This is a genomic window from Actinoplanes sp. NPDC049681 (assembly GCF_044465265.1).
GTDB lineage: Bacteria > Actinomycetota > Actinomycetes > Mycobacteriales > Micromonosporaceae > Actinoplanes.
In genome coordinates this window covers 550,241-573,557 of the sequence record NZ_JBITLP010000004.1, presented here as the reverse complement: position 1 = coordinate 573,557, position 23,317 = coordinate 550,241, and the positions used below count along the sequence as shown (strand labels likewise).

General features: G+C 73.6%; 20 protein-coding genes. 14 read left to right on the top strand and 6 right to left on the bottom strand.

What is annotated here, in order from left to right:
• Nucleotides 1-131: 131 nt before the first annotated feature.
• From ACIBO8_RS17040 to ACIBO8_RS17030, 3 genes are read left to right on the top strand one after another with little or no spacing between them, the layout of a single operon-like run.
• Nucleotides 132-2,081 carry an amylo-alpha-1,6-glucosidase gene (locus ACIBO8_RS17040; protein ID WP_396116160.1) on the top strand — a complete coding sequence of 650 codons (1,950 nt, stop codon included), beginning with the start codon at nt 132-134 and terminating at the stop codon, nt 2,079-2,081.
• Entirely contained in the window at nt 2,078-3,304 is a 1,227-nt protein-coding gene (locus tag ACIBO8_RS17035; protein WP_396116159.1) for a glycosyltransferase family 4 protein, read from the top strand. Before ACIBO8_RS17040 ends, ACIBO8_RS17035 begins: the two co-directional genes overlap by 4 nt.
• Entirely contained in the window at nt 3,301-4,122 is an 822-nt protein-coding gene (locus ACIBO8_RS17030; RefSeq protein WP_396116158.1) for a patatin-like phospholipase family protein, read from the top strand. The genes ACIBO8_RS17035 and ACIBO8_RS17030 overlap by 4 nt, the downstream gene beginning before the upstream one ends.
• Here ACIBO8_RS17030 and ACIBO8_RS17025 read toward each other — a convergent pair.
• Genes ACIBO8_RS17025 through ACIBO8_RS17015 form a run of 3 tightly spaced genes read right to left on the bottom strand, consistent with a single transcriptional unit; the run spans nt 4,119 to nt 6,860 of the window.
• Complete coding sequence (locus tag ACIBO8_RS17025) at nt 4,119-5,039, bottom strand: ketopantoate reductase family protein (RefSeq protein ID WP_396116157.1); 921 nt, start codon at nt 5,037-5,039, stop codon at nt 4,119-4,121. The two genes, ACIBO8_RS17030 and ACIBO8_RS17025, sit on opposite strands and share 4 nt — an antisense overlap.
• A gap of 1 nt (nt 5,040) precedes the next feature.
• Nucleotides 5,041-5,307, bottom strand: a complete 267-nt coding sequence (locus ACIBO8_RS17020; RefSeq protein WP_396116156.1) for a UBP-type zinc finger domain-containing protein — start codon at nt 5,305-5,307, stop codon at nt 5,041-5,043.
• Nucleotides 5,304-6,860 (bottom strand): cation:proton antiporter, encoded by a 1,557-nt coding sequence (locus ACIBO8_RS17015; RefSeq protein WP_396116155.1) that lies wholly within the window; start codon nt 6,858-6,860, stop codon nt 5,304-5,306. The genes ACIBO8_RS17020 and ACIBO8_RS17015 overlap by 4 nt, the downstream gene beginning before the upstream one ends.
• A 142-nt stretch (nt 6,861-7,002) precedes the next feature.
• Between ACIBO8_RS17015 and ACIBO8_RS17010 the strand changes: the two genes are divergently transcribed.
• From ACIBO8_RS17010 to ACIBO8_RS16985, 6 genes are read left to right on the top strand one after another with little or no spacing between them, the layout of a single operon-like run.
• Nucleotides 7,003-8,016 carry a 3-oxoacyl-ACP synthase III family protein gene (locus ACIBO8_RS17010; RefSeq protein ID WP_396116154.1) on the top strand — a complete coding sequence of 338 codons (1,014 nt, stop codon included), beginning with the start codon at nt 7,003-7,005 and terminating at the stop codon, nt 8,014-8,016.
• Nucleotides 8,013-8,744, top strand: a complete 732-nt coding sequence (locus ACIBO8_RS17005; RefSeq protein WP_396116153.1) for a glycosyltransferase family 2 protein — start codon at nt 8,013-8,015, stop codon at nt 8,742-8,744. The genes ACIBO8_RS17010 and ACIBO8_RS17005 overlap by 4 nt, the downstream gene beginning before the upstream one ends.
• A complete protein-coding gene (locus ACIBO8_RS17000) occupies nt 8,744-10,195 on the top strand; it encodes a class I adenylate-forming enzyme family protein (protein ID WP_396116152.1) in 1,452 nt (483 codons plus the stop codon). Before ACIBO8_RS17005 ends, ACIBO8_RS17000 begins: the two co-directional genes overlap by 1 nt.
• Entirely contained in the window at nt 10,192-10,926 is a 735-nt protein-coding gene (locus ACIBO8_RS16995; RefSeq protein WP_396116151.1) for a glycosyltransferase, read from the top strand. The genes ACIBO8_RS17000 and ACIBO8_RS16995 overlap by 4 nt, the downstream gene beginning before the upstream one ends.
• Nucleotides 10,923-11,996, top strand: coding sequence for a cytochrome P450 (locus ACIBO8_RS16990; protein WP_396116150.1), 1,074 nt, complete (start codon nt 10,923-10,925; stop codon nt 11,994-11,996). Before ACIBO8_RS16995 ends, ACIBO8_RS16990 begins: the two co-directional genes overlap by 4 nt.
• A complete protein-coding gene (locus ACIBO8_RS16985) occupies nt 11,993-12,838 on the top strand; it encodes an NAD-dependent epimerase/dehydratase family protein (RefSeq protein ID WP_396116149.1) in 846 nt (281 codons plus the stop codon). Before ACIBO8_RS16990 ends, ACIBO8_RS16985 begins: the two co-directional genes overlap by 4 nt.
• Here ACIBO8_RS16985 and ACIBO8_RS16980 read toward each other — a convergent pair.
• On the bottom strand, nt 12,826-13,431 hold the full coding sequence (locus ACIBO8_RS16980) for a hypothetical protein (RefSeq protein WP_396116148.1): 606 nt from the start codon (nt 13,429-13,431) through the stop codon (nt 12,826-12,828). The genes ACIBO8_RS16985 and ACIBO8_RS16980 overlap by 13 nt on opposite strands.
• Before the next feature lie 69 nt (nt 13,432-13,500).
• Complete coding sequence (locus tag ACIBO8_RS16975; RefSeq protein ID WP_396116395.1) at nt 13,501-14,106, bottom strand: EcsC family protein; 606 nt, start codon at nt 14,104-14,106, stop codon at nt 13,501-13,503.
• 252 nt (nt 14,107-14,358) lie between these two features.
• Between ACIBO8_RS16975 and ACIBO8_RS16970 the strand changes: the two genes are divergently transcribed.
• From ACIBO8_RS16970 to ACIBO8_RS16955, 4 genes are all read left to right on the top strand, one after another.
• Nucleotides 14,359-16,704, top strand: a complete 2,346-nt coding sequence (locus ACIBO8_RS16970; RefSeq protein ID WP_396116147.1) for a putative bifunctional diguanylate cyclase/phosphodiesterase — start codon at nt 14,359-14,361, stop codon at nt 16,702-16,704.
• A 100-nt stretch (nt 16,705-16,804) separates the two neighbouring features.
• Entirely contained in the window at nt 16,805-18,427 is a 1,623-nt protein-coding gene (locus tag ACIBO8_RS16965) for a methyl-accepting chemotaxis protein (RefSeq protein ID WP_396116146.1), read from the top strand.
• 83 nt (nt 18,428-18,510) lie between these two features.
• A complete protein-coding gene (locus tag ACIBO8_RS16960; protein WP_396116145.1) occupies nt 18,511-19,416 on the top strand; it encodes a proteasome assembly chaperone family protein in 906 nt (301 codons plus the stop codon).
• Nucleotides 19,417-19,518: 102 nt separating this feature from the next.
• A complete protein-coding gene (locus ACIBO8_RS16955) occupies nt 19,519-21,060 on the top strand; it encodes a GAF domain-containing protein (RefSeq protein ID WP_396116144.1) in 1,542 nt (513 codons plus the stop codon).
• Between the two features lie 3 nt (nt 21,061-21,063).
• On the opposite strand, the gene ACIBO8_RS16950 is transcribed toward ACIBO8_RS16955, so the two are convergent.
• On the bottom strand, nt 21,064-21,837 hold the full coding sequence (locus ACIBO8_RS16950; RefSeq protein WP_396116143.1) for an alpha/beta hydrolase: 774 nt from the start codon (nt 21,835-21,837) through the stop codon (nt 21,064-21,066).
• 392 nt (nt 21,838-22,229) lie between these two features.
• Between ACIBO8_RS16950 and ACIBO8_RS16945 the strand changes: the two genes are divergently transcribed.
• Nucleotides 22,230-22,874 (top strand): hypothetical protein, encoded by a 645-nt coding sequence (locus tag ACIBO8_RS16945; protein ID WP_396116142.1) that lies wholly within the window; start codon nt 22,230-22,232, stop codon nt 22,872-22,874.
• Nucleotides 22,875-23,317 lie beyond the last annotated feature (443 nt).

Genomic DNA, 23,317 nt, shown 5'->3' with positions numbered 1-23,317 from the left:
GTCTGCGCGACTGTCCGGTTACCCGCAGATACTTCGCTTGTCCATGTGCGTTCGATCACCGGACAGGGTGGTTTGAGACGAGGGAAAACGAGCATAGAGGGCACCGTGCCGCTGACTGAGTCGTCCATCCCATGACCCTGCCGATCGTTGCGGGTCCTCAGACCTGCGGTTCGCTCTCTCCCGACGGCGGCGCCACCCTCGAGTGGCTGGTGACCGACGGCCTCGGCGGTTACGCCACCGGCACCGTCTCCGGTCTGCGCACCCGGCGCTACCACGCCCTGCTCGCCGTGGCCGACCCCGGCACGGCTGTCCGGCACGTCGCGCTTGCCGCCCTCGACCTCACCCTCACGCTGCCCTCGGGGGTACACGTACCGCTGTACACGCACCAGTGGGAGTCCGGTGCCGTGTCGCCCGAGGGACACCGTTACCTGGAGACGTTCACGCTGGCCGACGGCCTGCCGCGGTGGCGCTGGCGGGTCGGTGACATCGTCGTCGAGCGGGAGCTGGCGATGATGCACGGCCGCAGCGCCCTCGGCGTCGTGCACCGGGTGGTCTCGGCGCCCGGTCCCGTGGGGCTGGCCGTCGCGGCCATGTGCACCTGGCGCGACGCGCACGGGCAGCGGCGCGCCGGCGACGGCGACCCGCGGGTCGAGCATCTCGCCGACGGGGTCGTCGTCGAGGACGCGTACCGGCTCTCCGGGCCGGGCTGGCAGCCCGGTGGTGGCTGGCATCTGGGGGCGTACCAGCGGGAGGAGGCCGCCCGCGGGCTGCCCGCCACCGAGGATCTCTGGCTGGCCGGCACGTTCGTCGACCGCCTCGACGCCGGCGACACGATGGAGATCTGCGCCTGGGCGGGTCCCCGGGACGACCGGCCGCCGGCTGCCGCCACCGTCGTCGCGGCCGCCCGCGAACGCGCCCACGCGCTCGTGACCTCGGCCAAGGCCGACGGACCCGCGGCCGGCCTGGTGCTGGCCGCGGATCATTTCGTGGTCACCGGGACGGACGGCCCCGACGTGGTCGCCGGCTACCCCTGGTTCGGCAGCTACCTCGGCGACACCATGACCGCGTACGAGGGGCTGTTCCTGGAGACCGGCCGCGCGGAGGAGGGCCGCGAACTCCTCCTGGCCCGCACCCGGGCGGCCACCCGCGCCGTACGGGAGGACACCGGGCCCTGGGGCCCGCACGGCTCGCTCGACGCCCCGCTGTGGCTGGTGCACGCCGTCGACCGGCACGTCCGCCGCACCGGGGACAGCGACCTGGCGGCCGAACTGGTCGGCTCGCTCAGCCGGCTGCTGCGCGGACATCTCGGCGGCCGCGGGACGCTCGCCGTCGACCCCGCCGACGAGCTGGTCCGGCTCGACGGCGACGCCGGCAGCTGGATGAACGCGTACACCGACGACGGGCCGGTCACGCCGCGCATCGGCAAGCCGGTCGAGATCAACGCCCTGTGGGTGAACGCCCTGGCCGCGATGGCCGACCTGCTCGACGAGGCCGGCAAGGACAGCGCGGACCTGCGCGCCAGGCACGCCCGGGCGACGGCATCGTTCGCGGCCCGGTTCCGCGCCCAGGAGGGCTGGCTCTACGACGTCATCGACGGGCCCGCCTCCACGTACCCGCTGGGCGCCGGCGCCTTCGACGACGACCCGTCGCTGCGCCCCAACCAGCTCCTCGCCTGGTCGCTGCCGCACGCCCCGCTGGCCGGGCCGGACGGGCGCGACCTCGACCGCGCCGCGGTGCGCGCCGTCGGCGGCGCCCTGCTCACCCCGCTGGGCCTGCGCACGCTGGCCCCCAGCGAGTACGGCTACCAGGGCACCCACCGCGGCGGCCGGGACGAGCGGGACATCGCCTACCACCAGGGCACGGTGTGGCCCTGGCTGATCGGCCCGTACGCGGACGCCTGCGCCGCCACGGGACTGCCCACCGAGGGGTTGCTGACCGGACTGGAGGCGCACATGCGCGAGGCGGGGGTGGGATCGTTGAGCGAGACGGCGGACGGCGACGCGCCGCACCGGGCCACGGGAAGTCCGTTCTCGGCCCGGTCGGTCGCCGAGACACTGCGGGTACGGGGGTACGCCTCATGAGCCGGATCCTGATGCTGAGCTGGGAATACCCGCCGCTGCTGGTGGGCGGCCTGGGCCGGCACGTGCACGCGCTGGCGACGTCGCTGGTCGCCGCCGGCCACGAGGTCACGGTCGTCACCCGGCACACCCCCGGCGCCCTGCGCGAGGAGTACGCCGAGGGCGTGCACGTGGTGCGGGCACCCGACGACCCGCCCGCCTTCCCGGTCGAGAACGGCAACATGGCCGGGTGGGCCACCGCGTTCAACCACACGCTCACCCGGGCCGCCCTGCGCGCCGCCCGCACGGCCGGCTACGACGTCGTGCACGCCCACGACTGGCTGGTGGCGCACGCCGCCGTGACCCTGCGCGAGCACCTCGACGTGCCGCTGGTGGCCACGATCCACGCCACCGAGGCCGGCCGGCACCAGGGTTATCTGCCGCACCCGCACAACCGCACGATCGACGACGTCGAGCGCTGGCTGGCCGCCGAGGCCGCCCGGGTGATCGTGTGCTCGGAGTACATGCGCGACGAGGTGGTGCGGCAGTTCGGCGTACCGGTGGCCAAGACCGACGTGGTGCACAACGGCGTCGACGTCCTGCGCTGGTATGCCCGCCCCCGCGCGATCGCCGCCGCCCGCCGCCGGTTCGCCGGGGACGCACCGCTGGTCTCCTTCGCCGGCCGGCTCGTCTACGAGAAGGGTGTCCAGCACCTGATCGCCGCGGTGCCCCGGCTGCTCGAGACCAGCCCCGGCCTGCGGGTGGTGATCGCCGGCGACGGCCCGTACCGGGCGGAGCTGGAGGCCATGGCCTCCCCGGCCGTGAGCTTCGCCGGCTTCCTGACCGGGCACAGCCTGACCGCGCTCATGGGCGCCTCGGACTGCTACGTGGTGCCGAGCATCTACGAGCCGTTCGGCATGGTGGCCCTGGAGGCCGCGGCGGCCGGCACGCCGGTGGCGGTGTCGTCGACCGGCGGCCTCGCGGAGATCGTCGAGCACGGGGTCACCGGCGTCACGTTCCGGCCGCAGGATCCGGAGGCGCTGGCCGCGTCGGTGGGCTCGGTGCTCACCGACCGCGAGTTCGCCCGCGGCCTGGCCCGCCGCGGCCGCCGCCGGGTCCGTGAGGACTTCGCGTGGCCGGAGATCGCGGCCCGCACCCACGCCGTGTACGAGGCGGCGCAGGCGAGCGGCGGGATGACCCGGGAGGCCGAGCGGGTGCTCGCGGCCGACCGGCTGCTCACCGCATGAGGGCGCTCGTCCTCGGCGGCGGCGGCATCACCGGCATCGCGTGGGAGCTGGGTGTGCTCAGCGGCCTGCGCCGGGCCGGCACCGACCTGGGCAAGGCGGACCTGATCGTCGGCACCTCCGCAGGGGCGTACGTGGGCACGCTGCTCGCCACGGGCGTGGACCTCGAGGAGGCCGTCGCGGGGACGGCCGACATCGAGATCGAGTTGTCGCCCCGCATCGATCCCACCCTGCTCGCGCAGGGCTTCGCCGTGCTCAGTGACCACTCGCTGCCGCCGCGGGAGATCCGGGCCCGGCTGGGAGCGCTCGCCCGCCGGGCTCCGGTGGGCGAGGACGGCCCGCACGTGGCCCGCTTCGCCGAGCAGCTGCCGGTGCACGAGTGGCCCCGGGCACCGCGCCTGATCATCACCGCGGTCGACACCGCGACCGGCGACCTGGCCGCCTGGGACGCGGACGCCGGGATCCCGTTGCCCGCCGCGGTCGCGGCCAGCTGCGCGCTTCCGGGCGTCTTCCCACCGGTACGGGCCGGTGCCGGCTACTACATGGACGGCGGGGTTCGCTCGGTGACGAACGCCGACCTCGCCGAGGGGGCCGACGCCGTCGTGGTGCTGGCACCCACCGGAGGAATGTTCCGGGCGTCACCGGCTTCGGAGATCGCGGCCCTCGGAGCCACGCGCAGCCTGCTCATCGCGCCGGACGCCGCCGCACGGTCCGCCATCGGCGGCAACATCCTGGACCCGGGCCGCCGCGGGCCGGCCCTCGAGGCGGGCGTGGCCCAGGCGGACGCCGTCGCCGCCGCCGTCGCCGAGGCCTGGGCCTAGGCCGTCCGGTTGCGCATGTAGATCGACAGGTTGGTCCAGGCCGCGGAGATCAGCGGCACCGCGACACCGTGCCGTTCCGCGTACGCGACCAGATCGCCCACGATGGCGTCGGCCTCGACCGGCGCTCCGGCCACCATGTCCCGGTACATCGACGAGGTCAGCGGCACGTCGCGGGTGGTGAGCGACGTGCGCAGGAACGCCTGGGCGGACTCCCGCGACGGGTGGCCCGCGGCCGACGCGACGGCGATGGCCTCCTCGGCGACGGCACCGGCGAAAGCCACCCCACCCGGCGCTGCGGTCACGTCGGCGACCGTCGCGCGCATCAGCGTCGTCACCACGCCGAGGCTCGCCAGGAAGACCCACTTCTCCCACATCTCCTGGACGATCTGCGCCGACGGCTGCGACTCGAACTCCGCGCCGGAGAGCGCCTGGGCCACCGCGTCGAGCCGGTCACCGCCGCCGCCATCCAGCGGGCCGTACGCGAGCCGGTGCAGCCCGGTCATCCGGACGACGTCGCCCTCCTCGGTGAGCGTGCTCGCGATCATGCACACGCCGCCGTAGACCCGTTCCGCGCCGAACGCGGCGGTCAGCGTGTCGATGTGGCGTACGCCGTTGAGCAGCGGCACGATCACCGTCTCCGGGCCGACGGCGGGCCCGATGTCGGCGACGGCCTGGTCGAGGCCGTAGCTCTTCACGGCGAGGACGACCAGGTCGTACGGCCCGTCGAGCGCGTCGGCGGTGACCGTGCGGACCCGGATCACCCGCTCGTCGCCGGGCGCCTGGATCCGCAGACCCCGCTCGGCGAGCGTGGCGGCGCGCCGCGGCCGGACCAGGAAGGTGATGTCCCGGCCGGCCTCGGCCAGCAGGCCGCCGAAGTAGCCGCCGGTCGCCCCGGCGCCCACGACCAGCGTGCGCACGTCAGGCTCCCAGCAGCTCGTCGACGAAGCACCACTTCCAGGTCTCACCCGGCTCGTACGAGCGCATCACGGGATGCCCGGTCTCCTCGTGATGCCGGGACATGTGCCGCCGCGGCGACGAGTCGCAGCAGCCCACGTAGCCGCAGTCCAGGCAGGCCCGCAGGTGGACCCAGTCCTGGTAGCCGTCGTGCACGCATTCCGGGCAGCCGCCCTCGTACGGCGACCGCGGGGTGGGCTCGGCTGCGTCCTTGAGGTGTTGGCAGGTCAATCGTCACTCCGGTTCAGCTGGGATTCCTCGAGGTCGAGCTCGCGCTGGGCGCGGTTGAGCACCTCTTCCGAGATCCGCCCCTCGTTCCGGGCGATCTTGAAGACGTGCCGCTCCGCGGTAATCATCTCGCGCCGCAGGCGGCCGTACGCAGCCGAGGGGGTCTCCTGCACCTGGCTGCCCAGCCGTTCCCAGGCGTTGTTGGAGCGGCTGTCGGTGAGCGCCCGTAGCCGATCCACCACCGAGGCGGGCGCGCCGTCGGCGGCCGCCTCCAGCCGTTCCAGGGCGGCCCGGCTGGCCGCATGCTGCACGCTTGCCTCGGCGAGCGCGTCCTCGGCGCTGGTGTCCTCGTGCACCCCCAGCCGGCGCGACAGCATCGGCAGCGTGGTGCCCTGGACCAACAGGGTGAGCACGATGACCGCGAACGCGACGAAGACGAACAGGTCCCCCGGCACTTTTGCGATGCCCCGGAGTGTGAGCGCCGCCGCCAGCGTCACCACACCCCGCATGCCCGCCCACGCGATGACGGCCGGCACCGCCGGCGGCGGGCGTTCCTCCCGTTCCCGGATCCGCGGAAAGAGCCGGGCCAGGTAGGTCGCCGGGTACATCCACACGAACCGGACCCCCACCAGCGTGAGGAAGACGGACCCGGTGATCCGGACGGTGGTCGCTACGTCGAACTCCAGGTGGCTGACGAGATCCCGCAGCTGGAGGCCGACCAGGAGGAACACGACGCCCTCGAGCAGGAAGTTGATGAGCCGCCAGACGGCGTCCATCTGCAGCCTGGAGGTGGGCGACAGCAGGTACGGGATCCGGTGGCCGAGGTAGAGACCCGCCACCACGACCGCGACCACGCTGGAGGACTGCAGCTTCTCGGCGACGATCACGACGACGAACGGGGTGAGCAGGGAGACGGCGTCGTCGAGCAGCGGGTCGGTGATCCGCCTGTGCAGCCAGGCGGCCCCGACGGCGGCCACCCAGCCGAGCAGCACCCCCACGCCCGCCTTGAGCGCGACCTGCCCGGCGATGGTCCAGAAACTGACCGCCGCGCCGAGCGCGCCGGCCGCGATCCGCACCATGACCAGGGCGGTGGCGTCGTTGAGGAGGCTCTCGCCCTCCAGGATGACCACCACCCGCCGGGGCAGGCCGATGCGGCGGGCGATCGCCGTCGCCGACACCGCGTCGGGCGGCGCGACGACCGCACCGAAGGCGATGCAGGCGGCCAGGGGCACGTCGGGCAGCAGGGCGTGCACGACGAAGCCGACGATGAACGCGGTGAACATGACCAGCCCGACGGCGAGCAGCAGGATGGGCCGCAGCGCCCGGCGGAAGGCGACGAGGTTGGTCTGCAGCGCGGCCACGTAGAGCAGCGGCGGCAGGATGCCGATCAGCACCAGCTCGGGCTCGATGTGCACCTCGGGGATGCCGGGCACGAAGGACAGGCCGAGACCGGCCACCAGCAGCACGAGCGGTGCGATGAAGCCGAGCCGCCGGGCCAGGGCCGCGCCGAGCACGCAGATCGCCACGATCACGACCGTGTCGACGATGGGTTCCATGCCGGGAAGCTTAGAGACATCCGCGCGCCGGGGCCTGTGGCGCCACCCACGCCGCACGGGGCTGTCCGCAGCCGCCGGGCCTAGGAAGAATGAGCCGTTCTACTCACGCCGCGCACCCCCGTACTGCTGAAGGCTGGCGCTCATGACCTTGACCGTTCCCCGTGTGGGCATCACCGCGGTGGCCAGCGTGCTGCCCGAGCGCGAGGTGACCACCGCCGAGCTGCAGGATCAGGTCGCCGCCGCGAGCGGGCTGCCGTTGCCGGCCGGCATGTTCGCGCAGACGACCGGGATCGACCGGCGCCGGGTCGCCGCCACCGATGAGTACGCCTCCGACCTCGCCGTACGGGCCGCCCGGACGGTGCTCGACCGGGCCGGCCTGGATGCCCTCGACGTCGACCTGCTGCTGTTCGCGTCGGCCACCCGCGACATGGTCGAGCCGGCCACCGCCCACGTCGTGCAGGCGGCGCTGGGCAGCCGGGCGCACGCGCTCGACGTGACGAATGCCTGCAACAGCTTCCTCAACGGCATCGACCTGGCCCGCTCGATGATCGTGGCGGGCCGGGCCCGGCGGGCGCTGGTCGTCACCGGCGAGACGCCGACCCGGTCCATGCGGCCCCGGCTCGAGGGCATGGCGCAGGCCCGCAAGGCCTTCGCCGGCTTCACCTTCGGCGACGCCGGCGCGGCGGTGCTGGTCGAGCCGGTGCGCACGGGCGGGATCCTGGACGTCGACAGCGAGACGCACTCGGAGCACTGGCCGGTCGGCGGCATCTTCGGCGGCGGCTCCCGGCACCCGCGCGGCGACGAGCACACCTACTTCACCGGCGACGGGCACAAGCTGCGCGGCATCTTCGAGAAGATCGGCCTCGGCCTGCTCGAGCGGGTCGCCTTCCGCACCGGGCTCGGCTGGGACGACTACGCCCGCGTGCTGGTGCACCAGGTGACGATGCCGTACCTGCAGCGCTTCGTCGAGGTGGCCGGGGTGCCCGCGGGCAAGCTCGAGATCACCGTGCCGGAGCTGGGCAACCTCGCCAGCGCCACGCTCGGCGTCCAGCTCGCCCGGGTCCGCGACCGGCTCGCCCCCGGCGACCGCGTGCTCTTCGTCGGGCTCGGCGGCGGCGTCAGCCTGATGACCATGGTCTGGGAGGTCTCCTCGTGACGGAGCTCTGGGTGATCGTGCCGGCGTTCGACGAGGCGGCGCGGATCCGGCAGACCCTCGAGGCGCTGGCGGCGCAGACGGACACCGGCTTCGAGCTGCTCGTGGTGGACAACGGCTCCACCGACGGCACCGCGGACATCGCGCGGGCGTTCACCGCCCCGTTCCCGGTGCACGTGCTCGTCGAGCCGGAGAAGGGCGTCGGCTGCGCGGTGGACACCGGTTTCCGGCACGCCATCGCGCAGGGGGCGACGCTGCTCGCGCGTACGGACGCCGACTGCCTCCCCCGCCCGGGGTGGGTGGCGGCGGCACGAGCGGGGCTGCGCGGCGGCGCCGGGCTGATGTGCGGGCGGATCACCGCACGCCGCGACGAGCACGGCCCGGCCGGGCGGGCGTTCTTCCGCGCGCTGGTGGGCCTGGCGGCGGCGTTCGGTCGGCTGCGGCCGGCGCACCGCGAGGCCGGTTACCTGGCGCCCTACCGGATGCACGCGGGCAACAACATGGCGATCACGGCGGAGCTCTACCTGGCGTGCGGCGGGATGCCCCGGCGTCCCTCGCCGACCGACCGGACCTTCCTCAACCGGGTACGCCGGACCACTCCCGCCATCCGCCACAGCCGGGCGATGGTCGTGGAGAACTCGACCCGGCGGCTGAGCGCGTACGGGATTCTCGGCACCGCGAAGTGGTACCTCGACCGCGGCAGCGGCGAACTCACGGCGGATCCGCGCTGATGCTCGGCGACCTGATCGCGAGCCTGCGCGACGACGACCCGCGGGCCGCCGTCCTCGGTTCGCGGCGCGGCGGCCGTACGGTCGTCCGGGCCACCCGCGGCGACCTGCACCGGCTCGTCACCGGCTATGCCGCGGCCCTGCACGCCCGCGGGCTGGTCGCCGGCGACACCGTCGGCGTGGCCGTACGCCCCGGGCCACGCTCCCTGGCCGTCCTGCTGGCGGCGTACCACCTGGGTCTGCGGGTCGCGGTGCTGGACCCGACCGCCGGCCCGGACGTACTGCTCGCCCGGCTGACCCTGGCGCAGCCGCGGCTGGTGCTGGCGGACGCGGCCGCGCAGGCGGTCGCCGGCTGGGCCGCGCCGCTCGCCCGCCGCGCCCACCTTGCCCTGCCCGATCTCGCCGCCCTGGCACCCGCGGTGACCATCGGCCGGCGGTTGCCCGGCAGCGCCCCCGCGTTGCCGCCCGCCCCGGGCCCCCGCCCCCGCGGCCACGACGGTGACGGCGACGCGGTCGTGGTCTTCACCTCCGGCACGACCAGCAAGCCGAGGGCCGTCGTGCACACCCGGGCCAGCGTCACCGCGGGGATGCGCCTGGTGCACGACCTGGTCCGCCCGGCGCCGGAGCGGCCGGTGCTGGGCGGCACGTTCTTCGTGCTCGTCCCGTCCCTGTCCGGTGGTGCCCCGGTGGCCCTGCCCGCGGGCCGGCCGGCGCGCCTGGTCCGGCAGGCCGCCCGGCTGGCGCCACAGGCGACGTACCTGACCCCGCCGCAGCTGCGCGCCGCGCTCGCCGCCGGCATCCGCTTCACCGGCCGCGTCTACAGTGGCTCCGCCCCGGTCAGCGCGGAGCTGCTGGCTCGGGTCCGGCGGGCCGGCGCGGACGAGGCCTGGGGGGTGTACGCCCTCACCGAGGTCTTCCCCGCGGCCGCCGTCGAGGCCACCGCGAAGGCCCGCCACGAGGGCGACGGCGACCTGGCCGGTGAGCTGCTCCCGGGCGTGCGGGCCCGAACGGATGCCCACGGCCAGCTGTTGCTCGCCGGCCCGAACGCCGCCCACCGCTACCTCGGCGAGGAGCCACGGGAGTGGATCGCCACCGGCGACATCGGCCGGGTGCGTGACGGCCGGGTGGTGCTCGGCGGCCGCTGCAAGGACATGATCCTGCGCGGCGCGGAGAACATCTATCCCGGCCTGTACGAGCCGGCGCTGCACGTACCGGGCGTCGAGCTGGCGGTGCTGGTGGGCGTGCCGGCCGGCGACGGCGACGAGCGCGTGGTCGCCGTCGTGCAGCCGGCGGCCGGCGTCTCCGCCGAGGCGGTCCGGGCGGCTCTGCGCGCCCCGCTGGACCGGATGGGCGCCGCACGGCCGGACTCGGTGGTGCTGGCGGACGTCCCGCTCGCCGGGCGGTCCCGGAAACCGGACCGCGCCGCGGCGGCCCGGCTGGCGGCGGCCTCGTGAGGGACCTGGCCGTGGTGGTTCCCGCCTACAACGAGTCCCGGCTGCTGCCCGGCACGCTCGCCGCGCTGGCGGTCCAGTCCGATCAGGACTTCACCCTGATCGTCGTGGACAACGCGTCCACGGACGACACCGCCGCCGTCGCCGCGGGCTTCTCCGGCGAGGTCGAGGTCGTCACCGAACCTGCCCCGGGCGCGGGCACGGCGGCCGACACCGGGTTCCGCCATGCGATCCGGCACGGCGCCACGAAGCTGCTGCGTACGGATGCCGACTGCCTGCCCGCCCCGGACTGGGTCGCCACCGGCCGGGCCCTGCTGGACCGCCATGATCTGGTGTGCGGCCGCAGCGTGCCCCGCCGCGACGAGAACCCGACCTGGGCGCAGCGCCGGATCTATCCCGCCGTGGTACGCCTGGCCGCCCGCGCGGGACGGTGGCAGCACCGGTCGGCGTCCGCGCGCGCCCCGTTCGTGCTGGTCCACGGCCACAACCTGGCCATCACCGCGGATCTGTACGAGCGCTGCGGCGGCACGCCCCGGGAAGCACTGGAGGACGGCGCCGAGGACGTGACCCTGCTGAACCGGGCCCGGCAGCACAGCGAGCGCATCGTCCGGGCCGAGGAGCTGGTGGTCGAGACGAGCCTGCGCCGGTTGCGTGGCTGGGGAGCACGCCGCACTTTCCTGTGGCACTGGGATCGCCGCTACCGGCCGCAGGCGGAGGCGGTGCACGTCCGATGAGAGCGCGCACCCGCGACCGCCGCGTGTACCTGGGCAGCCACCCGTTGCTCTTCGCCCTGCTCGCCGCCACCCGCCGGCGCCCGGCCGTGCGCCTCGGCCGCACCCTGCTCGTGCACGACCGTGCGGCGTTCGTCGCCGGCCTGACCCGGATCCCGCTCGACCGCACCGCGGCCGGCACCACGGGCGGGGCGGCCGGCCGGCTCACCGGCGGCGACCTGCTGTTCGACCAGATCGGCGACGCGCATCGCCGGGCCCGCCGGGACACCGCCGAGGCGCTCGGCGCGGCCGGCGTGGCCCGGCTCCGCCCGACGTGGACCGGCCTGCTGGACCGGCGTCTCGAGCCGCTGGCCGACGGGGGCGCCGTCGACCTGGTCCCGGTGGCGGCCGAGATGGCCGGTCTCACGGCGGCAGCTTTGCTGGAGGTCGATGTGGACGCCGTCACGCTGGCCACGGCGGCTCGGAACGCGGCCGCGGCGGCCGCCCGCGCCCATCTGCCGGGCATCCGCCGTCCCGGCACGGCCCGCGCGGCCCGCGAGGCCACCGCGACGCTGTCCGCGCTGCTCGCCCCCGACGGCGACGACCGCGCGGCGCTGGCGACCATGCTGGCGGTGGCCGCGGTCACGACCACCGTCGCCGCCGTGCCCCGGGCGGTGGCGTGGGCTTGCGACGCCGGGCTCTGGGCGTACGCGGACCGTCCGGCCCTCGCCGACGAGCTGCTGCGGGTCACCGCCCCCACCCCGCTGCTGCCCCGGGTGGCGGCCGACGCCGGCGAGCTGCCGGTGCCCGGCGGATGCCCGGTGCGCGCCGGGGACCGGATGCTGCTGGTCGCACGGCACGTCCTGGACGCGCACCGGCTCGACCCGGATCCCGTGCGGCCGGCACCCGCCCGGATCGCCCAGCTGGCGTTCGGGGTCGGGACGCACGCCTGCCCCGGCGCCCGGCTCGCCCGCACGCAGCTCGCCGACGTCCTGCGGGCGCTGGCGCCGTACCGGCCGGTCGTCGTGCGGGCCCGGGTGGACCGCGGCGCGGCGCTGCCCTCGTGGCGTTCGCTGGTGGTGCGGGCGTCGTGAGGCTCGCGGTGACCGGGGGGTCCGGCTTCTGCGGTGCGGCCGTCGCGCGGCTCGCCGCCGCGGCCGGGCACGACGTCGTGTGCCTGGGCCGGCGCCCGGGACCGGTGGGACGGCACGTCCGCTGGGACGCCGCCGGCGAGGTGCCCGACCTGGCGGGCGCCGACGCCGTCGTGCATCTGGCCGCCGCCGTGGGCGACCCGCGACCCGGGCGCCGGGCCGAGGCGGCGTACCGGGCGGTGAACGTCGGCGGGACGGCCCGGTTGCTCGAGGCCGCCCGGGACCGGCCCGTCGTGTGGGTGAGCAGCGCCAGCGTCTACCGGCCGGGCCCGTATCCGGGACCGGTGGACGAGGATCATCCGGCCGACGGGCAGCGCAACGCGTACGGCCGCACCAAGGCCGCCGGTGAACGTCTCGCGCTGGCGGCGGGCGCCGTGGCGCTGCGCCCCCGGGCGGTGTACGGCGACGGCGACCGGCACCTGCTGCCCCGCCTGCGCCGGGTGGTCCGGGGCGGCCGGGCCTGGCTGCCGGGACCCGACGTGCCGATGAGCCTGACCGCGGTGGAGAACCTGGCGGCGGCCTGCCTCGCGGCGCTGAGCTGGCCGGGCGGGGCGTACAACATCGCCGACGACCGGCCGTACCGGCGCGACGAGGTGCTGGGCCGAGTCCTGGGCGTGCCGGTCAGGCACGTTCCGGCGGGCCTGATCCGGGGAATCGCCTCGGTGACGCCGTCGCTCACCCGCTACGCGGTCGACCAGCTCACCGACGGCATGGTGCTGGACCTCGGCCGGGCCCGCGCACAGGGTTACCGGCCGCGGCGGGAGCTGGCGGACTACTTGGTGTAGACGACGGACGAGCGCATGAGCGTGCCCGCGTGGGTGCCCGAACCGCTGCGCCGGGTGACCACGGCGTCCAGCGAGAAGATGTAGCCGGTCTTGGGGTCGAGCTTCGAGATAGTGGCGCTCATCGGGCCGCACGCCTGCTGAGGCTTGACCTTCACCCAGCCGACGTCACGCTGCTTGCCCGTCTGGAGGTCCTGGCTGATCGCGGTGAGCCGGTACTCCACCAGGTTGTACCCGCCGACGTTGTACCAGCTCGCCTTGGCGCTCGTGGTCCCCGGCGTGACGGTCAGGGCCTGGATCCGGGAGAAGTGCACGGTGTCCGGCAGACAGGTCGGCGTCGCCGACGCCGTGGGGGTGGCGGCCGGTGCGGTCGCCAGGAATCCGGTCGAGGTCGGGATCGGGTACGGGGGGATGCCGCTGCTCGGCCTCGGCGTGGGCGTGGGCGTGCCCTGGGCGACCACCAGCCAGTTGCCGCTGCTGTTGCCCGTACCCGCCGCGGGCGACGGGGCGCCCGTGGTCGAGGAGCCGCCGAGCCCGCCGCAGCCGGCCAGCAGGAGGGGCGCGAAGAGCAGCAGCCAGCGTCGGCCGTTCTTCATGCGTTCCTCCCCTCGTGCCGCCGGATCCTGGTCGTTACCCGGGGTAGATCGACAGCGGGGAGGGCCACTTTAGGAGCGGCCGTACAGCTCCCGGGTGCGGTGAGCGAGGTCTCTGGTAGCGGCCGAGTTGACCCAGGTGCCCAGCACCACCGCCGCGCCGGGGATGATCTTGGCGAACATGCGCTTCGCCGCGCGTACGCCGGCCATCTGCGCCAGCTTCACGCCCAGCTTGAGCATCACGCCGCTGAGCGGCCGATCGGCGGCGCCCGCGAAGAGCCGGCTGGCCCGCTCCCGGCCCGCGGCGACGCCCAGCGCGACCCGCGCGGTCTCGGCGACCTTGTGCACCCGCTGGAGCACCAGAAGATCGGTGGCACGCTCGGCGCTGGTGGGATCGACGCCGTACGCCGCGGCGATGTGCAGGACCATGCGCGACTGCGTCCAGGCCAGCACGCCGACGTCGACCACCGCGCCGGGCAGCCCGGTGGCCCCGGAGACCGCGCCGGAGAGCCGGGCGTGGTTCATGAAGCGCTTGACGGCCTGGTCGGCGAGGGCGTCGGCGGCGACCTCGGGCTGGTCCTCGCGGGCACGTTCGGCCCACCGCCGCGCCTCCGGGCCGAGCCGGCGCACCGCCTCGAGCGCCAGGTGCTCGGGAGCGTACTGCGGGTCGGCTTTCATGCGCGCCCAGAGTGACCCGGGCGGTTCGGCCTGTTCCTGTTCGGTGTCATTCACCAGATCACTCCGAGGGGGGGGACGCGACGATACTGCATTGTGCCTTGCAGATGCACGTGCACGACATGGCTGCCGGAATATTCGACGCCGCGCGGTCAGGCGAGCACCGACCCGGCATCCCGTTCTGCTCATGCCGCACGCGGTGCGACCGATCAGTCACCCAGGAGCACCCCGGACCCGGCAGGAAGGCAGTGCCGCATGACGGTCGACGAACGGCAGGTGGATCGGCTGCGGCCGACTCCGCTGCTGCTGACGGCGGCCGCGACCCTTGTGGCGTCGATCGTCCTGTTCGTGGTGAATTACTCGGAGCAGCGCACCCACGTGGTGTGGGGCTGGATCCCGGCGCTGCTCAGCGCGGTCGTCTCGGGCTGGGCCTGCCGGCGTACCGCCTTCTCCCCCGGTCTCGACCGCGTCACCTCGCGTGTCTGGCGCTCGCTCGCCGTGGTCTGCGCCTTCATCGTGCTCGGCGTCGCCGGCGACGCCCGCCACTACGTGCTCGACCCCAGCGCGAGCGACCGGGATCACGACGTGGTCGCCTCCATCGGGTACGGCCTCTCCATCATGGTGCTGCTCTGGACGCTGATGCGGCTGCCGATCGGCTCCCGCCAGCGGCGGGACCGGCTCATGGTGCGGTTCGTCCTGGACGCCGCCACGGTCACCGTGACCCTCGGCGTCTTCTCCTGGTACTTCACCATCAGCGTCCTCGACGCCGCCCCGGTGGGCAGCGTCGCGGTCGGCCCGATGCTCATGCTGGCCGTCCTGGGAACGCTCGGTTCGCTCGCCTTCCTCAAGGTCAAGGTCACCGGGCTCGGCGGCCTCGACCCGATCGCCCTGCGGCTGCTGGCCGGCGCCGCGGCGGTCGGAGCGCTGGGCGGTGCCCTGTTCCCGCTCACCGGCAACGTGCACCCGGGCCTGAGCGGCGCCATGACGTACATCCCCGGCACCCTGCTGTTCGTCGTCCTCGCCGCCGACCGGCAGCGCCGTGCCGCTCATCTGCACGTGCCGCACCGGCGGGCCCGGCCGTTCAGTGTCGCGCCCTACCTGGCCGTGGCCGCGACGGACGGCCTGCTGGTGGTCGTCAGCAGCTCGGCGGGCGGGGTGGTGCTGACCGTCGCCCTCGCCGCGGTCGTGCTCACCGCCCTGGTGGTGGCGCGCCAGATCAACGCACTCTCGGAGAACGGACGTCTGCTGCGCCGGGTCGACGCGAACCTGCTGGAGCTGAACCGCTACCAGACCCAGCTCACCCACCGCGCCAACCACGACGCCCTGACCGACCTCGCCAACCGCACGCTCTTCGAGCAGAAGACCCAGGAGGCGCTGGACCGGACCGGCGAGGACGCCGAGACGCTCAGCCTCGCGCTGATCGACCTCGACGACTTCAAGGCGATCAACGACCGGCTGGGCCACGCGGTGGGCGACGCCATGCTGGTGGTCGTCGCCGACCGGCTGCGCGAGGCGGTCCGCACCGACGACGTCGTGGCCCGCCTCGGCGGCGACGAATTCGGCCTGCTGCTGCACGGCCTGCGCAGCGACGAGGCGACCGAGGTGCTGGACCGCATCGCGGAGTCGCTGACCCGGCCGGTGCACGCGCTCGGCTACGACCTGCTGGTCAAGGCCAGCATCGGCCTCGCCGAGGTGTGGCCGGAGGCGAGCCCGCAGGAGCTTCTGCGCCGCGCCGACCTCGCCATGTACGCCGCCAAGGAGCGCGGCAAGGGCCGGCACGCCGTCTACGACGCCCGGCTCGAGCAGGACCAGGCCGCCGACGCGCAGCTCGGCGCCGAGCTGCGCCGGGCCCTCGACGACGGCGACTTCACCCTCGTCTACCAGCCCATCGTGTCGCTGCCCGGCGGCGAGTGGACGTCGCTGGAGACGCTGATCCGCTGGAAGCACCCCGAGCGCGGCTTCATCGGGCCGGACGTGTTCATCCCGATCGCCGAGCGCACCGGCCTCATCGTGCCGCTCGGCGACTGGATCCTGCGGACCGCGCTGCGGCAGGCCGCGGAGTGGCAGGAGCGCTTCGGCGCGGCCGCGCCCGGCGAGATCGGCGTCAACGTGTCGGCCCGCCAGCTGCGTGAGCCCGGCTTCGCCGCGGACGTACGGGCGGCGCTGGCCGACACCGGCTTCGACCCGGAGAAGCTGGTCGTCGAGGTCACCGAGACCGCGGTCTTCGACGGCGGCGTCGCGCTGGACGCGCTGCAGAACCTGGTCACGCTCGGCGTGCGGATCGCGCTGGACGACTTCGGCACCGGCCACTCGTCGCTGGGTCTGCTGCGGACCTGCCCCGCCGACACGCTGAAGGTCGACAAGTCGTTCGTCGACGGGATCGGCGGCCGCTCGGAGGAGGCGGTCATCGCCACCGCGATGATCCAGATCACCAACGGCCTGCACCTGCAGGCGATCGCCGAGGGCGTCGAGACCGCGGAGCAGGCGGAGACGCTCTACCGGCTCGGCTACCGCTTCGCGCAGGGCTACCACTTCTCCCGGCCGCTCTCCGCCGACCAGGTCAGTGAGCACCTGGCCGAGCACCGGCCGCTCACCGTGTGAGGTCGAACTCCGCGATATCACCTCAGCGCACCCGAATGACAACCGATAGTGAGGAAGGGGACGACAGCGTCCCGTCCGAGCTACCACGAGGTCGTCACGAATGTCTGCCGCCAGAAGAGCGCCGTCCTTCCGCCTGCCCACGTTCCGCAGCCCGCTCGGGAACTGGCTCGGCAACCGGTCGCTGAACACCAAGATCCTGATCATCGTGGCAGCCATGACGCTCGTCGCAGCGGCCGTCGGCCTCGTCGCCCTCGCGCGCCTGGCCGAGATGGCCTCGGTGGGCGAGAACCTGTTCAAACAGAGCTTCACCGCCTCGAAGCAGCTCAACAAGATCAGCTCCGACACCGGCACGGTCCACGCCTACGTGCTCACGTACGGCCAGTCCCCGTCGCCGGACATCAGGGCGGCGATCAAGAAGATGGACGCCCAGATCGTCCAGGACGGCGCCGCTTACCGGGCCACCACCGTCAACCCGCGCTTGATGGATCAGACCCTGTTCCTGTGGACCAAGTACGTCGAGGCGCGTGACGCCTACCTGAACGCCGCCGACGCCGGGAACACCCAGGCCACGCTCCAGGTACGCGACACCCAGGTCCAGCCGGCGATCATCCGGGCGAAGTACAACCTCGAGCAGCTCGCCATGCAGGAGGAGGACGCGGCCCGGGCCCGCGCCGCGGACGCCGCATCGACGTACGAATCGGCCCGGACGTTCGTGATCGTGACCCTGCTCGTCGGCCTCGCGCTGGCCACGCTGCTGGGCCTGGCGATCGCCCGCGGCATCGTGTCGCGGGTACGCAGCGTCTCACAGGTCATCGACAGCATCGCCGCGGGCGACCTCACCCGCACGGCGAGCATGAAGTCGAAGGACGAGGTGGGCCGCATGGCGGACCAGCTCGACCGGGCGACGGCCACGCTGCGCAGCACGATCTCCCGCATCACCGGCAGCAGCCACACGCTGGCCGGCTCCGCGCAGGAGATGGCCGAGGTGAGCACCCGGATCGCCGTGAACGCGGAGCAGACCAGCTCCCGCGCCGACCTGGTGTCGGTCGCGGCCGGTACGGTCAGCAGCAACGTCGACACGGTCGCCGCGGCCAGCGAGGAGATGACCGCCTCGATCAAGGAGATCGCGAGCAGCGCCGCCGACGCCGCGGCCGTGGCGCGCGGCGCCGTCGAGGTGGCCCAGTCGGCGAACACCACCGTCGCCAAGCTCGGCGTCTCGTCCGCCGAGGTCGGCAACATCGTGAAGGTGATCACCTCGATCGCCGAGCAGACCAACCTGCTGGCCCTGAACGCCACCATCGAGGCGGCCCGGGCGGGCGAGGCCGGCAAGGGCTTCGCGGTCGTCGCGAGCGAGGTCAAGGACCTGGCGCAGGAGACCGCGAAGGCGACGGAGGAGATCTCCAACCGGATCCAGGCCATCCAGACCGACACGTCGGCGGCGGTGGACGCCATCGGCGAGATCGCCGCGGTCATCGAGCGGATCAACGCGTACTCGGACACCATCGCCTCGGCGGTGGAGGAGCAGACCGCCACCACCAGCGAGATCGGACGCAGTGTGGCCGAGGCGGCCGGCGGTTCCACCGAGATCGCCCGCACCATCTCCGGCGTGGCGGAGGCGGCGCAGAACACCAACGACGGCGTGACCGAATCCCGGCGTACCGCCGACGAGCTGGCGCGGCTCGCCGAGGAGCTGCAGTCGCTGGTGGCACAGTTCCGGGTCTGACTCCGGAATTTCCCGGCGGGGCCGCGTGTTTCTCCTCTATCGCCCGTGCGTCCACGGGCGACGTACATGAGGAGGTCCGCAGCGTGCTCGACCCACACGGGCTCTACGAGTTGGCCGACGACCTGCCTGAGCTGGACGGCGTGGTACTCGTCCAGGCACTCACGGGGTTCGTCGACGCGGGGAGCGCCATCCAGCTCGCCCGCGAACACCTTCTGGAGCAGTTCGGGGGGCGCGTCCTGGCGACGTTCGACCTCGACCAGCTCCTCGACTACCGGTCGCGCCGACCTCCGATGATCTTCGTCGAGGACCACTGGGAGAGCTACGAGCAGCCCAGCCTGGCGCTCCACCTGTTGAACGACCTGACCGGCACCCCGTTCCTGCTGCTCGCCGGCCCCGAGCCGGACCTGCACTGGGAGCGTTTCATCAAGGCCGTCCGCGCCCTGATCGAACGCTTCGGTGTCAGCCTGACCATCGGCCTCAACGCCATCCCCATGGCCGTGCCGCACACCCGCCCGGTGAGCGTCACCGCGCACGCCACCGACCAGCGCCTCCTCGGCGAGCGGGAGTCGTGGCTGCAGCGGGTGCAGGTCCCGGCCAGCGTCGGCAACCTGCTCGAGTTCCGCCTCGGCCAGGCCGGCCACGACGCCATGGGGTACGCCGCCCACGTACCGCACTACCTCGCCCAGACCACGTACCCGGCGGCCGCCGAGCTGCTCGTCGAGTCGGTCGCCAACACCACCGGCCTGGTCCTGCCCACCGCGGCCCTGCACGAGGCGGCCACCGAGGTCCGCGAGGAGATCGACAAGCAGGTCGCCGACGACGAGCAGGCCGGCCGCCTGGTCACGTCCCTGGAGGCCCAGTACGACGCCTTCCTGCGCGGCCGGGCGGGCAATCTGCTGGCCGAGCCGAGCGGCGCCCTGCCCAGCGCCGACGAACTCGGCGCGGAGCTGGAGCGCTTCCTCGCCGAGCAGGCCCGCGACGGCGAGTGACCCGTCGGGCCCGGGTGGCCGGTTCCGGCAAACCGCCACACCCGGGCCCAAACCTGCCCCATGATGGGTTCGTCCAGGGGTGACGAGTGACGGGAGTGCCGGGTGGTCTCGTTCCGATCGCGGGTGGCGGAGACCCCGTCGCTGCGTCCGATTCCGCGCGACGTCGAGAGTCTCGAGAAGCTGATCCTCGACCTGGAGAACGTGACCGACGAGGACTCCGCCTGGCGGGTCACCGTGGACAGCACGGTGACCTCGCACAACTTCAGCTACGGCGCCGTGTGGCGGCCCACCGGCACCGGTCAGATCGAGGTCGCGTACGAGGTCGGCGCCATCACGCCCGACCTGCAGGCCGTCATCGCCGGCAAGCCGGTGCCCATGGACGTCGGCCTCGTCGGCCGCGCGGTCCGCACGAAGCAGCCGGTCTACGTCGGCGTCATGGCCGAGTGCGAGGACTGCCTGCGCTGCCAGGCGGCGGCGAACGCCGGCATGGAGGCCGCGGTCGTCATGCCCGTGCTGCGCGACGGCGAGATCGTCGCGGTGCTCGAGTACTACTCGGCCGAGCCGATGTACATCGACGGGCCGCGCACCGAGAAGTGGGCGTCCATCGCCCGGATCGCCGAGCGGGCCCGGTTCTCCGCGGTCGCCGCCGCCGAGCTGCGCCAGGTCGCCGCCGACCGCCTCGCCGTGACCAGCGTGGTCACCGCCCTGGGCGACGCCACCGACGTGCCGTCCACGCTGCGGATCGCCCTGGACTCGGTGCGCGCCGCGTTCGACTGGGCGTACGGGTCGTACTGGGAGATCGACGACGCCGACAACGTGCTGCGGTTCAAGGTGGAGTCCGGTACGGCCGGCGACGAGTTCCGCAAGGTCACCCTGGCGGCCACCTTCGCCGAGGGCGTGGGGCTGTCCGGGCGCGCATGGCGTACCCGGGACCTGGTCTTCGTCCGCGACATCGGTGAGCTTGCCGACTGCGTGCGCGCGCCGGCGGCGCAGCGGGCCGGCGTCCGCTCCGGCGTCTGCTTCCCGATCATCAGCCACGGCCGGATCATCGGCACCATGGACTTCTTCACGAGCGAGTACATCGAGCTCTCGGAGTCACGCGCGTCCGCGCTGCGCAACGTCGCCCAGCTGGTCTCCCAGCGCCTCGACATCGTCCGCGGCAACGAGACGGCCGCGGTGAACGCCCGCGAGCTGCTGGACACGGTCTCGCGGCTGCGCGCGGCGAGCGACGACGCGACCCGGGTCGCCCAGGACGCGGTGTCCCGCGCGTCCGAGATGACCCAGGAGGTGGAGGCGCTGGGCCAGGCGTCCACCGCCATCGGCGACGTCATCAAAATCATCTCGTCCATCGCGGACCAGACCAACCTGCTCGCCCTCAACGCCACCATCGAGGCCGCCCGGGCCGGCGAGGTCGGCCGCGGCTTCGCGGTGGTCGCCGGGGAGGTCAAGGACCTCGCCCGGGAGACCGCGGAGGCCACCCAGCGGGTGGCCGAACAGATCACGGGGATCCAGAACAGCGCGCGTACGGTCTCCTCGGGCATCCACACGACGAGCGAGACGATCGGGCAGATGGACGCCGTGCAGGCCCGCATGAACGAGGTGCTCGAGGAGCAGGCCCGCATGGCGTCCGCGCTCCAGTCCTGACCCTCAGTTCTTCAGGGGCAGCCAGTCCAGCACCGCCTGGATCTGCGCATCCCAGTAGCCCCACTCGTGCTCGCCCGGCCCGAACTCGGCGTCGATGTCGACCCCGTACCGGCGGCAGGCCGCGACGAAGCGCTCGTTGTGCGCCACGAGGTGGTCCTCGGTCCCGCACCGGAGCATGAGCCGGGGCAGCTCGCGGTCGTTCGCCTGCAGCAGGTGCAGCAGATCGTCATCGCCGCCGGCAACCGGGCGATCCCCGAAGACGCGGCCGATCAGCCCGGCGATGTGGGGCCGACGGTCATGCTCGGCCATGTACACCAGATCCAGCGCCCCGGAGAGGCTGGCCGCGGCGGCGAAGCGCTCCGGCCGGCGCAACGCCCACTTGAAGGCGCCGTAGCCGCCCATCGACAACCCCGCGACGAAGGTGTCCTCCCGGCGGGTCGAGACGCGGAAGAAGCTGGAGACCACGGACGGCAGCTCCTCCGAGAGGAACGTCCAGAACTTGAGGCCGTGCCGCTCGTCGGCGTAGAAGCTGCGGTGCACCTGCGGCATGACCACGGCGATGCCCTTGGCGGCGGCGTAGCGCTCGATCGACGTGTAGCGGGTCCAGGCGGTGTCGTCGTCGGTCAGCCCGTGCAGCAGATAGAGAACGGGCGGAGCGGCATCACCGGCGCGGCCTTCGAGGCCGATCTGGGTGCTCGCCTGCTGCGGGAGGAGGACGGTCATGGAGGTGCCCAGCGCCAGGGCCTCGGAGGAGAAGTCACACCGGATCAATGCCATCGCACCAGTATCGCTCCCCCTCGATCACTGAGCGTTCGGCCGACGGGAGTCACTTCTCCAGGAGCTCCCATCGAGGGGCCATCGATGCGTTGCTCCTGGGCGACGCCCTGCCAGGTGAATCCCCAGTCGTAGACGACGGCGTCGCCGTCGCGGAAGCCGTGTGCGCGGACAGCACCGTCGCGGATGACGATCACTGGAGTTGGCATCAGCCGATGATGCCTGTCCGCGCTTCTGCCGGGCGGAGCGGCGCCCTGCGGGCGCTCATCGGTCGGTTGGGAATGTCGTACCCGTCGATTAGAATGTATGTACGAAAACGGCGCCTGAGCTGCGGGGAGATCAACGTGACGACACCTGTTTTGTCCACCGGGCCTGTTTTGTCCACCGGGCCTGCCTTGTCCACTTCAGTGCCGACCGTTCCGCCTTACGCGACCATGCTCGGCTTCGCCCGCTACGTTGCGCGAACCGGCCCGGCGAAGGCGACGTTCGTGGGCGGCCTGCGCCGCCAGCGTGAACGCCGCACCGGCTTCAACCCCCACAGCCAACTCGTCAAGGCCCTCAAGGCGGACATCGCCTTCCGCACCGGCGGCACCTACCTGACCAGCGTCGTCGACCTGGTGAAGCAGCGCTGGAAGCCGCTCTACGAGTCCGTGAGCGCCGGCGCCCTGACCTACCTGCACTCCCTGGGCGACCCCGAGGACGTGAGCCTCGCCCAGACCCGCGACGCCCTCGCCTCGGTGGGCCCACTGGCCGTGAAGATCAACCCCCACTTCGGACTCCGGTACGCGGACAACCGCCGCGAAGCCGTCCGCCTCCACTTCGACGAGGAGCCCCCGACCACGGAAGCTGTGACGGCAACCCTGCACCTGATGGCCCGCCACATGGACGAGATCCTCCCGAACGCGGAACCAGTCCTCGTCGACCTGCGCCGCGGCACGACCCACCGCCTCGACCCGGCGGCGAAGACCGGCGACGTGGAACGCTGGCTCGCCGGCGAGGCGGCGGCGTTCACGGCCATGTGGACCGCGACGGCCGCCTGACCCTACGAATGCCGACCCGGCACTCCGGCAGTCCGGGCCGGGGCCTCCGCGGTCCGGCATTGCGGGCTCGGGGACCCGGGCTCGGGGGCTCCGGGCTCCGGGCTCCGGCACTCTCAGCTCGGGGACTTCCGGCCCCGGGCTCCGGGCATCCGGCCCCGGCACTCCGGGCGCGACGACTCCGGACCCGGCTCGGGGACTTCCGGCCCGGGCCCCGGGCATCCGGCCCCCCGCAGTCCGGGCTCGGTGACTTCGGGCCCGGGCTCGGGGCTCGAGAACTCCAGTCCTCCAGACTCCGGTCCTCCAGCCTCCGGCCGTCCGGGACTCCGGCCGTCCGGGACTCCGGCCGTCCGGGACTCGGGCCATCCGGGACTCGGGCCATCCGGGACTCGGGCCATCCGGGACTCGGGCCATCCGGGACTCGGGCCATCCGGGACTCGGGCCGT

Excerpts from the sequence above, each read along its gene's own strand:
- ACIBO8_RS17040 (WP_396116160.1), top strand. The coding sequence starts at position 132 with ATGACCCTGCCGATCGTTGCGGGTCCTCAGACCTGCGGTTCGCTCTCT.
- ACIBO8_RS17035 (WP_396116159.1), top strand. The coding sequence starts at position 2,078 with ATGAGCCGGATCCTGATGCTGAGCTGGGAATACCCGCCGCTGCTGGTG.
- ACIBO8_RS17030 (WP_396116158.1), top strand. The coding sequence starts at position 3,301 with ATGAGGGCGCTCGTCCTCGGCGGCGGCGGCATCACCGGCATCGCGTGG.
- ACIBO8_RS17015 (WP_396116155.1), bottom strand. The coding sequence starts at position 6,860 with ATGGAACCCATCGTCGACACGGTCGTGATCGTGGCGATCTGCGTGCTC.
- ACIBO8_RS17010 (WP_396116154.1), top strand. The coding sequence starts at position 7,003 with ATGACCTTGACCGTTCCCCGTGTGGGCATCACCGCGGTGGCCAGCGTG.
- ACIBO8_RS17000 (WP_396116152.1), top strand. The coding sequence starts at position 8,744 with ATGCTCGGCGACCTGATCGCGAGCCTGCGCGACGACGACCCGCGGGCC.
- ACIBO8_RS16990 (WP_396116150.1), top strand. The coding sequence starts at position 10,923 with ATGAGAGCGCGCACCCGCGACCGCCGCGTGTACCTGGGCAGCCACCCG.
- ACIBO8_RS16980 (WP_396116148.1), bottom strand. The coding sequence starts at position 13,431 with ATGAAGAACGGCCGACGCTGGCTGCTGCTCTTCGCGCCCCTCCTGCTG.
- ACIBO8_RS16975 (WP_396116395.1), bottom strand. The coding sequence starts at position 14,106 with ATGAAAGCCGACCCGCAGTACGCTCCCGAGCACCTGGCGCTCGAGGCG.
- ACIBO8_RS16970 (WP_396116147.1), top strand. The coding sequence starts at position 14,359 with ATGACGGTCGACGAACGGCAGGTGGATCGGCTGCGGCCGACTCCGCTG.
- ACIBO8_RS16965 (WP_396116146.1), top strand. The coding sequence starts at position 16,805 with ATGTCTGCCGCCAGAAGAGCGCCGTCCTTCCGCCTGCCCACGTTCCGC.
- ACIBO8_RS16950 (WP_396116143.1), bottom strand. The coding sequence starts at position 21,837 with ATGGCATTGATCCGGTGTGACTTCTCCTCCGAGGCCCTGGCGCTGGGC.